Consider the following 13,350-nt stretch of genomic DNA (forward strand, 5'->3'; position numbering starts at 1 on the left):
ATTTTAAAGAGGAGACGCGGTTTACGCGTCCACAGAACGGTAGGCTTGTAAGCGGGTTACGCGAAGGCCTGCCATGCCGTTTTTTTCTACCGCGCTCTGCCAAGAGAGGAACTCTTCAACAGATAAAGAATAACGCGTGCACGCTTCTTCAAGTGTCAAAAGGCCACCAGTAACTGCGGCGACAACTTCTGCCTTGCGGCGAGCAACCCATCGTTTGGTTGTTGGAGAGGGGAGATCAGACAAAGAGATGGGCTGGCCGAGTGGGCCAATCACCTGCTTGGTATTTTCTGCCATTGTTATTTATTCCTGCACTACTAAAAACTGTTTTGACGAATTCAGTCATCTTTGTCAGAAGATAGCAGCCAGGGTTTAACAAACGGCTAATTTCTAAAGTAAACAGCCTATTAACCAGTACAGTTTTTCATCACATTTACGCGAGAATTAGGTAAGCAAAGAGCCTGTCCCTAAGGATAAGGGGCAGGCTCCGTGTGCAAAAGAGTAGTATTAACGGAGGTGAAGGGAGGCCCTTCACCTCATGATGTTAGATTCTGGTCAGTTCCTCAAGGATTTCATCAGATGTTGTGATAATCCGTGTAGAGGCAGAGAAAGCACGCTGAACCTTAATCAGTTCCGAGAACTCGTTTGCCAAATCAACGGTAGACAATTCCAAAGCGTTGGACGCAATGGTACCGGAACCACCGAAGCCAGCTTGCTGAAGGGCAAACTCACCCGATAGATCAGAAACGCCGTAGGCATTCCCCTGACGACGAGCCAGCCCATCGGGGTTCGGGAATGTTGCAACTGGCAGCTTGAAGATCGATTTGGTCAGACCGTTGCTGAAGAGGGCAGATACTTCGCCTGCTTCTTCGATTGAAATACCAATAACGTTACCAAAGGCAGCGCCGTCCACACTTGAGGAAATCTTGGTGGAGATACTTTCAAATTGAGAGAAGCCATCAGCTGCGCCGTCTGTGCCAAAGTCAAAGACGATTGCACCGTCTGATACATCTGTGCTGCTAGTTGTGCCGTCAGCATAGTTGAAGGTTAAAGCACCGCCGGGCAGTGACACCGGGTTGCCCGCAGCATCGTTCATTGTGGTGATTTCAGCATCGTCAATGGACTCAAGGTCAATTGAACCATCCGGGTTAAAGATGAGTTCACCTGATGCGATCAAACCGTCCGTATGGTCCGCAGGGTCCAGTTCAGTGGCTTCGTCGAAAGTGATTTCATATGCCCAGGTGTTCGCGCCGGTCTTAATTGCGGACAGTACCAGCGTATGGGGAGCGCCTTGGCTATCAAAAATCTCTACGTTTGTGACAAAGTCTGGAGAGATCAGCTGTGTGCCAGCCGTTATGTCCGCAGAAATATCACCAACTGTGTAACCAGCAGCAGCCGGGTTAATAGGCGTTGTCGACTGGAAGTTCGCACGAATGGAGACTTCTGAGGTGGCTTCACCAATACCGTTCAGCTGATCGATATTAATGGGAACCAGTGAATTAATATCGTCCGGGTTGCCAACGATATCGCCCGTACTATCCAGTGGCCAGCCCATAAGATACAGACCAGCTGTATTTTTGTAGAAACCTTCGTCATCCTTTGAGAAGGCACCAGCCCGTGTGAACTGAAACTCACCATCGGCTTCACCGTCAGCGGCTTTTTTTACGACGAAGAAGCCTGCACCGTCTACGGCTACATCGGTAGCACTGGATGTCGGCTGCAAAAGACCCTGACGTGAGATCAGGGATTCTGATGCTGCTTTCACACCACCAGGGGAATAGCTGGACTTTGATGATGTTTCAGTCACCAGTGTCGAAAAGCGTGACCGGGTTTCTTTATATCCAACAGTGTTTACGTTTGTAATATTGTCTGCGATCACGCCTACAGAATCCGAAAAGGCCTGTAGTCCCGATACGCCAGCTGCCAGAGCTGTGAATGCCATTGTACTTCTCCTAAACTCTTTTGCGTTTGCACTCGCTCTGCGTTCTGCACTGCCCATCTTGTGGGCGAAAAACCGGTCCTTCGTTCCGGTGGTTATTTCCCGATGCTGACGGATCAGCCCCGGTATTTTTTAGTATCCTAGTTGTTAGCTGGGTCTTCGTTTACCAGGTCTTCAACCGGATCTGTTTCAGTGTTCGCTGTATCCGCCGGTGCCGCGTCGGTTACGCCAAGACCACTGCTGATCAGGCGAACAATTCCTGCCTGAGTGACTTCGTGACCGCCGACTTTAAAGACCGGCTCTGTTCCGATCAGCCTCAATTCTTCAATCGTGCCATGGACGAAGACGTCTGCATAAATCGGCACTTCCTTGTTCTGATCATCCGTAGTTGATGCAGTAACTTTCAGGCTATATTGGCCGCTCTCGACTTTTTCACCGGTATTGGAATTGGTGCCGTCCCAATTGAAAGTGTTGGTGCCGTATTTACCAGAACCAAAGCCCTCGTAGACAACGTTGCCGTCTGAATCCAAGATCTCCAGTTTGACATCGTCAGCCGCCAGCGGCAGGTCATATTCCCATGTGCCGCCTTTACCGTCTGTTTCAATCCGGTCGGCAGGGATAACTGCCTTGTGTCCCAGATAATTGGAAACATTGGTGACGTGTTGCTGCGCAAGAAGCTTGGAAATGGATTCCAGATTCTGATTTTGCTGGATTTGCTGTTCAACGCCGGCGAACTGAACAAGTTGCTGGGTGAACTCATTGCTTTTCATAGGATCCATTGGGTCCTGGTTCTGAAGCTGGCTGGTCAGCAGCGTCAGGAATGTGTCAAAATTACCTGCAAGGGTCTGCGCAGAGTTACCTGCTTTTGACTGACCGGCTGATGTAATACCTGAAATATCCATTTTCTAATCCTGATCCTGTTCCCTACACTCGAACATCAATGCCGGTTTCTACCGAAACGGCGGCAAGAATTTCTTCAAGTGGAATGTCCTGTGCTACAAAGTCTTCCAGGCTTTCAGGCGATGTCGCCGGGTTCATGTCGTCTGAGTTCATGGCTGCATTTTTGGCAAGCTGTTCATCGAACTTTTCAGCCTGCGCTGCCTCTGCCATTGCTTTGCCAGCACTTTCACCATTGCCGTGATCCAGACTGAAATCTATGCTGATATTTTCAGCCTTTTGGCCGCCGGATTCTATCGCTCGCTCAAGGCCGCGAACATCGCGCTGCAAAATTTCCAGTGTTTCTGGGCGCTCAGCCATGACCTTGGCTGTCATTTTGCCGTTTTCAAATTGCATTTTTACTGTCACGCGCCCCAGTTCAGCAGGGTCCATGCGCATAGTAAATTCCTGTTTGCCATCCTGAACGGCCTTTGTAACCTGAAGCCCAAAGTCATTCGCGATCTTTTGTGCAAATTCCGGTGTTGCCCGGTTGCCCATCATTGTTCGTGTCGCGGCATGTTCCTGTGCGGCTTTGGCTGTGTCTATCCCAGCACCTGTTGGAGCGAATGGACTATTAGAGTCAGGCTGGCTGGTGCCGCGGTCTGGCATCTGGGCTGGTGTTGCGTCCGGTCCGGCAGTATTGGCGACCGGTGTTGCCGGCGCGTTTGAAGTGTGCACCCCTGTGTCACCCGCGGGAACAGTGAATGCGCTGTTCTGAGAGGTTGTTGTCTGGGCGCCTGCATTATTACTGTTACTGGCAGTCTGCGCGAAAGAACCACCAGCACTGTTTTGGCCAGCATTTTTTCCGCCAGCATTATGGCTGGCTGCGGCAGTTTGCACCATATCTGCAGATGCATCATCCGCAGAAGAAGCGCTGGTATCGCCGCTCTCAATCTGGGTACCTTGTCTGGCTGTGTTGGCGCGTGCAGCGGCCTGCAGTGACGGTGCGGGCGTCATAGCCATATCGTCATCTATCGCGTCGCTGTTAAAGTCATGCGGTGCAGCGCCGCGATTGCTGTTCATGCCTTTAAGATGGGCCAGGTCATCTGACTGAACTTCATCGGCAAAGGCGTCTCCGTCTGGAACGGTGCCGTCTGCTCCAGCCTCAGATGTAGGCGGTATGTTGCCTGTGTGCTGGCCGCTTTGTGCTTGCTCAGGTCTGATCGTGTCACTGCTTACGGTGCCAGCATGTCCGCGCATGGTTTGTGCTGTTGCGGATGCTGTCTCTGGCAGGGGTGGTCTGCCTGCAAGCAGTTCCTGGTAATCCTGCGGCGGGCCTAATGGTTTAATCTGACCAACTGGTTGCTGTAATAGTGCATCGGCGTCGTTTGCGGAAGTGACACCAGCTACATCAATGCCCAGCATTTTAAGAGCATCACGGCTTAATGGGCCAGTCTCAGGTGATGAGATGCTCCATTCTTTGCCGTATGTGCCGGCTGTTATTGCGGCATTTGAAGACCCCGATCCAGCTGCGTCTTGCGATGATGTATAGTCCACACTCAGGATAGTATAAATCTGGGCAAGGTCGACACTGTCCCCTTCTTCTGGCTGATAGTCTGATGGTGTGTCACTGTTTGCAGTGGCCATTGCCTGCTGAATAACAGACAGTACAGCCTGCACATCCGGATCAATATTTTCCTGAGATGCGTTCAGAGTATTCAGATCGCCTACGGTGAAGGGGCCAATAAACACGGACTTTTTATCTATAAAGACTGGAAGATTGTCCGTATCAACGCCGGGTGTATCCAGATTTGCGTCTGCAGTAGGCAGGAAGTTAGAGCCTTTCAAAATATCAAAGCTCTGCCGTCCTGCATTTGCTGCTGCGATAGCATCTTCAGTGGTTTGGCCGTGCTGAGTTCTGACAAGCGACGGGTCACTCGCTGCATAGAGAATAGAGGCAAAGTTCTTGCCATTCTCTGCATTTGACCCGGCGGCTGTTGCAGTATGCTGTGATGCAGCAGCTGGTTTCCCGCTGCTTGCTAACATCTGTAATACTGTGTTTAGCGTTGTCATACTCACTTGCTTCTTTAATATTGCAGGCTGTTACGGCAACTTTTGCCGCGACGACCTGCGTATCTATTAACTCGGCAACATACTATGCAGGAGGTGGGCCAGTTTTTCGGGCATGCTGAAAATGTCCGCATTTACAAGGCTTCTTGATATTAGGTGGGCATTTCAGCGCTGCGGTGCAGGGATATCAAGGGGAAGACTTGCCTATTTGCCGGGAAACCCTTGCCTAGATACAGAAGACTCCTTATATGGCGGGTAACAAACGACTGAGAAAAGATCATGACACAAACACTTAACAGCCTTGGATTTGACCGTGCCCCTGCAGATACGCGGGTCGTGGTTGCTATGTCAGGCGGTGTGGATAGTAGTGTCACGGCGGCCCTTTTGAAAGAAGAAGGGTATGATGTTATTGGCATAACCCTGCAGCTGTATGATCACGGTGTGGCTATTCAGAAGAAAGGTGCCTGCTGTGCCGGGCAGGATATTCATGATGCACGCCGGGTAAGTGATGCGCTTGGGATTCCGCATTATGTTCTGGACTATGAAAGCCGGTTCAAGGAACAGGTCATGGAAGAGTTCGCCGACAGTTATATAAAGGGCGAAACACCAATCCCCTGTGTTCGCTGTAACCAGACGGTAAAGTTTAAAGACCTTTTGGATACTGCCCGTGATCTGGGCGCGGACTGTATGGCGACCGGACATTATGTGCAGCGTATAGTTGGCGATGACGGAAAGTCCCGCCTTGTGCGCGGCGTGAATGACGGCAAGGATCAAAGCTATTTCCTGTTTGCAACAACGCAGGAACAGCTTGATTTTCTGCGCTTTCCGCTTGGTCATATGGACAAGGATGAAACCCGTGCTCATGCAGAACGTTTTGGTCTGATCGTTGCCGATAAACCAGACAGTCAGGACATTTGTTTTGTACCAGAAGGCAATTACGTCAGCGTGATTGAGCGCTTGCGGCCGGGGGCGATGGAGCCCGGAGAGATTGTTGATCTGGACGGAAATGTTCTGGGTACGCATGACGGTATTGTTAAATATACAATTGGCCAGCGGCGCGGTCTCGGTGTTGGGGGCAGCGAGGAACCGATTTATGTGGTCAAGCTTGATCCCGTAAAGAAACAAGTGATTGTCGGCCCGCGCGAAGCCCTGACGATCGGAGAAATCACCGTCAAGGATGTTAATTGGCTTGGTGAAGCCGTTGGTGATGACGGGCTTGATGTTTTGGCAAAGGTTAGATCAACCCGGCCACCTGTTGCAGCACGTCTTTTCCTGCAGGATAATGTCGTAACATTAAAGCTTGCAGACGCAGAGGCAGGTGTGGCGCCTGGTCAGGCCGCGGTCTTCTATGATGACGACCGTGTTCTTGGTGGCGGCTGGATCGCCAAGGCACACAGTACGGATGCGCGCCTCCTCTAATTCGCAGGAAAAACAAGGGAGTGAAATTTCTGTTTGACCGATGCAGAAATAGCCTTGACGATCCCGTATCACCCCTGTATACCGGCGCAGATTTCAGCGCACAGGCTGATTCTTGTCAGAAAAGTCTGTGCTCTTGCGGAATTGGTTTGGCTCCTTAGCTCAGTTGGTTAGAGCGGTGGAATCATAATCCATGTGTCCCCAGTTCGAATCTGGGAGGAGCCACCATTTCCCGCCATTTTCCTTCTTAAGTATACCCATCTTTCTTTGTGCCTGCCTCTTTGGGGCGGTTCGTGCTGTTTGCGTTCATTTCTGCCGATTTTTACACACTGAACGTGACAAGAAAGCGCCTGAATACTATAAGGCTGGTTCGTACATATGTGTAATTAGTAATAATATATAAGGGGACTATCCATGACCATTGGCGTTGGTGGCTCTACCATCGAAGCAGAACTTGCAAACCTGAAGGATATGACAGCAGGCGTTGCGCCGATTTCACTTGATGAATATCAGGCGCGTATCCAGAAGGTTCAGGGGATGATGCAGGCGCAGGATGTTGCTGCACTATATGTGAACGCAGGTACCAATATGCGGTATTTTACCGGTACGCGCTGGGGCGCCAGTGAACGTATGGTAGGTGCAATCATCCCTGCGTCCGGCGATGTGAAATATATCGCACCTGACTTTGAAATCGGTACGCTTGAGCAGTATATGATCATCAAGGGGGATGTTGCCAGCTGGGATGAACATGAAGACCCATACGCGCTATTCGTTGCAACACTTTCAGAAATGGGAATTTCTGACGGTCGGGTTGCCCTGGATCCGTCTTGCCCGATGTTTTTGACGTCCGGCCTTGTGGAGCAGAAGTCAGCGTTTGAATTTGTAAACGGTCAGTTTCTGACACAGACATGCCGTGCTAAAAAGTCAGATGCAGAAATTGCTATTATGACTCGTGTGATGGAAATGACACTGGAAGTTCATAAGGCGGCAGCACGTATTCTTAAGCCAGGCATTACGACAACAGAGGTCGAAGAGTTTATCCATACAGCGCACAAGCGCGTTGGTGCGCCTGCGGGTAATTATTTTGTGATTGTATTGTTTGGTGAAGCAACCCAGTACCCGCACGGTGTTAAAGACCCTCAAACTTTGAAAGAGGGTGACATGGTGCTGATCGATACGGGCTGCATGCTGCATAACTATATTTCTGATATCACCCGTACCTATGTGTATGGGGAGCCGACTGACAAGCAGCGTGAAGTGTGGAATGCAGAAAAAGATCTGCAGGCTACCGCATTTGAGGCCGCAAAAGTTGGTATTCGTGCAGGCAATGTTGACCTTGCGGTCCGTGCACGGTTGAAGGAGCTCGGTTTCGGGCCTGATTATGCGCTGCCAGGCGTGCCGCACAGAACCGGGCACGGTATCGGTATGGATATTCATGAAGGGCCTTACCTGAACTCCGGTGAGGATGAAATTCTTGATGCAGGCATGTGTTTCTCCAACGAGCCTATGCTCTGTATTCCGGGCGAGTTTGGTATTCGCCTTGAGGATCATTTCTATTTAACAGAGCAGGGTCCCAAGTGGTTCACGCAGCCGTCCCATTCTATTGATAATCCTTTCGGTTGAGTGCCGGTAAACTATCGGTCTGATTATAATCAAAAGTTATATGCCCATAAAGGCAGCCAGCCTGGCTGCCTTTTTTCTTGAGAAAATTCGGCTAGCTTGCGACACATCACTCTCCGAAAATCAATGTTTCCTCACATTTTTCAATAATAAATCCTAATTCGTCAAAGTAATAATTAATATAGATATTTATTAATTCTAACTACTTTCATCTGAATAAAAATAAAAGTGTGTTGAATAATCATTTTTATTGATGTTTGGATTTTGAAATATTCCTAAATGGAAAATCTTCATTATAAAAATTAATAAGTTAGAATATTATTGTTGCACAATAGCAACATTTCTCGAAAAACTTACCAGATATAAACTAACAGCATACTTCTAGGGCTTATAAGTTTAGACGTTTCATGAATTAATGCCCCGGCATTGAGTGAAGGCAGCTTGCTTGTACTTAATGCGATGGGGGTAAGCGGGGTCGATTACCTAATCTGCCGTTTTGCTCTTCGGGTGTGTTTTATCCGGGGTGCCTCCCAACTATAAAAACAGAAATAGGAAGGAAGACGATGTCTTTTACTAAGTCACGTTCTTACCGTGCTGCTCTTCTTGGTAGTACGGCTGCTATTGCAGCAAGCCTTGTTCTAGGTGCTAACGCATCTGCTCAGGACGCTGATAGCGACGCAGAGTTTGAAGAAGTTGTTGTAACTGGTTCCCGCATCATCCGTAAGGACCTTGATTCGGCTAGCCCGGTTACAGTTATTGGCTCAGAAGAAATTTCTCTGTCGGGTGATACGCGTATTGAAGATTTGGTTCAAAGCTTGCCACAGGCATTTGCTGCTCAGAACTCTACCGTTGCAAATGGTTCTTCTGGTACAGCGACTGTTGACCTGCGTAACCTAGGCTCAGAGCGTACACTTGTTCTGATCGATGGTCGTCGCCTGATGCCAGGTGACCCTCAGGAGCCAGCTGCTGACTTGAACTTTATCCCATCATTCCTGATCAAGCGCGTTGACGTTCTGACGGGTGGTGCATCATCTGTATATGGTGCCGATGCGGTTGCGGGTGTGGTAAACTTCGTTCTTGATAAAGATTTCGAAGGTATCCGCGCTAGTGCACAGTACAGCACTTACCAGCACAATAACGACAACAAATATATGCAGGAAATCAACGAAGCGGTTGGTTTTGACGTTCCTAAAGGTAACATGTGGGGCGGTGGTACCTGGACATACAACCTTGGTCTAGGCGGCGAATTCGCTGATGGTAAAGGTCATGCGTCTATGTACATGACATACCGTGATATTTCTTCTCTGACTAAAGCAGAGTATGATTTCACGAACTGTACAGTGAATACTGGTTCAGACGGACCACGTTGCGGTGGGTCATCTACAACGCCTTGGGGTACATTCATCACTGAAAATGGCACTTACCTTGTAGATCCAGAAACTGGTGCATTCCGTCCTCGTAACGGTGAAGTGTTTAACTATGGTCCGTTCAACCACATTCAGCGGCCAAACACTACATGGACTGCTGGTGGTTTCATCAATTATGAATTGTCTGATTCTGTAGAAGCATACATGGAATTCATGTTCATGGATGACAAAACAGACGCACAAATTGCGCCGTCTGGTAACTTCTACCGTACAGATTCTATCAACTGTGATAACCCTATGATGTCTGCAGAGCAGAAAGCAATCATCTGTGCTGGTTATGCTGATGATGAGCGCGCGACACTATTGATCGGTCGTCGTAACGTAGAGGGTGGCCCACGTACCAACAGCCTGCGTCACACTAACTACCGGATGGTAGCTGGTCTGCGTGGTCAGTTGGATGATGTTTGGTCATACGACGTATACGGTCTGTACGCTGAAAATACATTTAGTGAGCAGTACATCAATGACCTGAACACTAATCGTATTAAAGATGCACTGGACGTAGTTCTGGATGATGAAGGCAATATGGTATGTCGTTCTGGTAACGAAGGTTGTGTGCCTTGGAATATCTTCCAGAAAGACGGTGTTACACAGGCGGCTGTTGATTACATCTCTACTGTAGCGGTTGCAAAAGGTCAGACTAAATCACAAGTTCTTTCTGGTTCTGTATCTGGTGACTTGGGAAGCTATGGTTTGACACTACCTGGTGCTGAGGACGGTATTGGTCTGGCACTTGGTGTTGAATACCGTGAAGAGGCTCTGAAGTATGAGCCAGACGAAGTATATGCAAATGGTCTGCGTGCAGGTTCTGGTGGTGCGTCTCCTCCAATTGCAGGTGGCTTTAACGTAACAGAAATCTTTGCAGAGGCACTGATTCCAATCGTTCAAGGCGCTGAGTTTGCAGAAGATCTTTCTGCGGAGCTTGCTTACCGCTATTCTGAGTACAACCTTTCAGGCGGTGAAAGCACTTACAAAGTAGGTCTGACTTGGCAACCAACTGCTGACGTAAAAGTTCGTGCGGGTTATAACCGTGCCGTTCGTGCGCCAAACGTTGTTGAGCTGTTTGATCCACAGGGTTATGGCCTGGGCGGCGATGACGATATCTGTGGTGGCGAAACTCCAAGTGCAACACTCGAACAGTGTAAGCGTACTGGTGTTACCGAAGCACAGTATGGTAATATCCTGTTGAACCCAGCAGAGCAGTACAACACATTTGGTGGTGGTAACCCTGACCTCTCTCCTGAGATTGCGGATACATTCACTATCGGTGCTGTTGTAACACCTGACTTCCTGCCTGGATTCACAGCGACTGTTGACTGGTACAAGATTAAGATCGACAAAGTTATCGACGCACTTGCTGCGGATGATGTAATCCAGACATGTGCGAACACTGGTGATGCCGGTCTTTGTTCTATGATTCACCGTGATGCATTTGGTACTCTTTGGTTGACTGATGAAGGTTACACAGAGACATTCCAAAACAACATTGGTACACTGAAAGCAGAAGGTATCGACGTTACTGCTCAGTATAGCACTGACATTGGTGACATGGGTACACTGCGCGCAAGCCTGGTTGGTTCTTATACCCTTAAGAACTACTTCTCTAACCCTCTGACTGACTATGACTGCGTTGGCTACTTTGGACCACAGTGTGGTACACCAAACGCTGAGTGGACTCACAAGCTGCGTGTCACTTGGGACACAACGTTTGACACGTCTTTCTCTGTTTCATGGCGTTACATGGGTGCGGTTAAGATTGATGATGCTAGCCCGGACGAAGATCTTGGCTCACCAACAGCAGTTGAAAATCGTTGGGCTCCAAATGGTGTTGATCGCATCAGCGCACAGAGCTACTTCGACTTCTCATTCAATCATAACCTGACTGAGAACATCGATATCACAGGTGGTATTTCCAACCTGTTTGATAAAGAACCTCCGATCTTCCCATCCCTGTCTTCTACAGGGTACGCGAACACATATGATACCCGTGGTCGCCGTCTGTTTATCGGAGCATCCGTTGACTTCTAAGCCGCTGGTTTAGAATTCAACAAACATTGGAATAGCCCTGTGGGGCTATTCCAGTTTCCTCTTCATATCTTCTAAGCACTCGAAGCATATGAAATTTTTACTTTGGCAGCCTCTCCAGGCTGCTTTTTTTGTGGGATAGGGGGAAATTAGCCTGGTACGATATCGTACGCGACAGTCAATCGGTCATCGGTGCTGTTAAACGGGATGGTTCCGTGCCAGGTATAAGAAGGGAAAAGGGCAAACGTTCCTTCTTTGGGCATGATTAGTTTTCTGGGAGAAAGTGGCAGTTCTATCTCGCTTGGTGGTTGCCCGAACTGTATCCAGCCTTGATGTCCATGGTGGTCTTCGTTGACGATGGGGGGAAGGTCTACATAAAAAGCCGAGCTTAGCCAGCCTCTTGAGTGTACGTGATTAATGTGATGTCCTTGTGAGCCCAGTTTTACTGACCACGCACCTGCAAACCGGATCATGTCTGACTTTCTGCTCAGAAGGGGATGTGACGGATCTTCTGGTAGGTCTTCAATATATTTGAGTGTTGCATGTTGAATAGAGGACTTCAGGTCTTGGATAATCCTGTTGTCAAAACCAAATAGATTACCACTGGTCTGGCTGCCTTTTTGTAGGGATTGATTAACGGGTTCTTTGTCCGCTTTGTGTAGGGGTAGTAAAGCCTCCTTGAGGGCTTTCAGGAAGTCAGAAATAGATGCATATCCGCTGGGCGGGTGTATCTCCAGTTGTTTAACCAATACCCCGTCATATCCGTGCAGCCATTCTTCGCGTTCTGAATTGCCCATTAGGCGCCAGACATCACCTTGGTATGCCCATGCTAATTGGTGATTAGGGTCAAGATCGATGGCTTTCTTGACGTGCTGATCCGCGTGGTCGAGATGCCCGGCCCTAATTAGAGTTCTGACAAAATCCAGTCTGACTTTTCCGTTTTCCGGCAGCTGAGATATAGCTGCTTCAAAAAGTGTAATCGCCTCCTCCAGATTACCCATTTTTTCAAGGGCAGATGCTTTGGCCGCTTGAAGCGATGGGCTGGGCGATTTGTGCATTTCTTTGTCGAGTAGTGCAAGTGCTTCATCATGCCTGTTCATTTCAAATAACAGGCGGATAAGGTCATATGTCAGCTTGGTGTTATTAGGATTCTTTATTAAGGCCTGCTGCAGGATTTCTGCGGCATCTTCCTCTGGCTGGTGCTCATAAGTAATGCGGGCAAGCGCATCATAGGCCGGTAAATATTGTGGTGTGTTGCGTATGATGGTTTTATAAAGTTCCAGACATTCTTCTGTATCGCCAGCGTCAAGGGCGACGGACGCCTGTGCATCCAGTAACTCTGGCCCGTTAAAGCCTGCTTGTTTGGCGTGGTTTAAGCATGATGTAGCGCCTGCCAGATTGCCAAGAAAGCGCTGGACGACTGCCAGGTTTATCCATGCAGCGGCATTGTTAGGATCGCAGGAGACTGCCTGTTTAAAGGCTTTTTCTGCATCGAATAATTTGTCCTGAGCTCGCAAACTGGACCCTAAACCGTGCCAGCCAAGTGAATTGTTTGGTTGCAGTTTGGTGATGTTAAGGTATGCATCTTCTGCAACGGAAAACAAGCCAGCATTTAAGGCAGTGCTGCCAAGACCAGACCAGCAAGGTGTAAACTTATTATCAAGACGCAAGGCATACTGATATTTTTGGATGGCCCCGTCGAGACTACCCATCGTCGATAGATAATTTGCATAATTGCAGTGTATCTGCACGTTATTTGGGGAATAGGCGAGGGCTGTTTTGAAGCTTTTCTCTGTTTGATCATTGTTGCCCAATGACTTGTAACACAATGCTGCCAGATGAAATGCATCGGCGTTCCTTGGGTAAGCTTGCAGGGTCTGACTAAGGACTTCAAGAGCCTTGGGCGCCTGACCCTGCGATAGTAGGGCATATGCTTGCTGGAGATAGTGCTGTACTGAAGTCCCGGTCATGATGTCCGGT

General features: G+C 48.8%; 8 protein-coding genes and 1 tRNA gene. 4 read left to right on the plus strand and 5 right to left on the minus strand.

Features of this window, described 5'->3' with window-relative positions; genetic code table 11:
- Positions 1-21: 21 nt before the first annotated feature.
- The 4 genes from sciP to IE181_RS08110 all read right to left on the minus strand — a co-directional run bounded on the left by sciP (position 22) and on the right by IE181_RS08110 (position 4,885).
- Positions 22-294, minus strand: a complete 273-nt coding sequence (sciP, locus tag IE181_RS08095; RefSeq protein WP_191251803.1) for a CtrA inhibitor SciP — start codon at positions 292-294, stop codon at positions 22-24.
- Between the two features lie 247 nt (positions 295-541).
- Entirely contained in the window at positions 542-1,939 is a 1,398-nt protein-coding gene (locus IE181_RS08100) for a flagellar hook protein FlgE (RefSeq protein ID WP_191251805.1), read from the minus strand.
- A gap of 137 nt (positions 1,940-2,076) precedes the next feature.
- Positions 2,077-2,838, minus strand: coding sequence for a flagellar hook assembly protein FlgD (locus IE181_RS08105; protein WP_191251807.1), 762 nt, complete (start codon positions 2,836-2,838; stop codon positions 2,077-2,079).
- A 22-nt stretch (positions 2,839-2,860) separates the two neighbouring features.
- Positions 2,861-4,885, minus strand: coding sequence for a flagellar hook-length control protein FliK (locus tag IE181_RS08110; protein ID WP_191251809.1), 2,025 nt, complete (start codon positions 4,883-4,885; stop codon positions 2,861-2,863).
- Positions 4,886-5,161: 276 nt separating this feature from the next.
- Between IE181_RS08110 and mnmA the strand changes: the two genes are divergently transcribed.
- The 4 genes from mnmA (at position 5,162) to IE181_RS08130 (ending at position 11,373) form a co-directional block, all read left to right on the plus strand.
- Positions 5,162-6,301, plus strand: a complete 1,140-nt coding sequence (gene mnmA, locus IE181_RS08115) for a tRNA 2-thiouridine(34) synthase MnmA (protein WP_191251811.1) — start codon at positions 5,162-5,164, stop codon at positions 6,299-6,301.
- Positions 6,302-6,449: 148 nt separating this feature from the next.
- A tRNA-Met gene (locus IE181_RS08120) sits at positions 6,450-6,526 on the plus strand.
- Between the two features lie 186 nt (positions 6,527-6,712).
- Positions 6,713-7,921, plus strand: a complete 1,209-nt coding sequence (locus tag IE181_RS08125) for a M24 family metallopeptidase (RefSeq protein ID WP_191251813.1) — start codon at positions 6,713-6,715, stop codon at positions 7,919-7,921.
- 560 nt (positions 7,922-8,481) lie between these two features.
- The gene (locus IE181_RS08130; protein WP_191251815.1) at positions 8,482-11,373 is read left to right on the plus strand and encodes a TonB-dependent receptor domain-containing protein; all 2,892 of its coding nucleotides are present in this window, start codon (positions 8,482-8,484) and stop codon (positions 11,371-11,373) included.
- Positions 11,374-11,519: 146 nt separating this feature from the next.
- Here the strand turns inward: IE181_RS08130 and IE181_RS08135 are convergent, their stop codons facing one another.
- Entirely contained in the window at positions 11,520-13,340 is a 1,821-nt protein-coding gene (locus IE181_RS08135; RefSeq protein WP_191251817.1) for a tetratricopeptide repeat protein, read from the minus strand.
- Positions 13,341-13,350: the final 10 nt, after the last annotated feature.

It is taken from the genome of Kordiimonas sediminis, from assembly GCF_014656395.1.
GTDB classification, from domain to species: Bacteria; Pseudomonadota; Alphaproteobacteria; order Sphingomonadales; family Kordiimonadaceae; genus Kordiimonas_A; species Kordiimonas_A sediminis.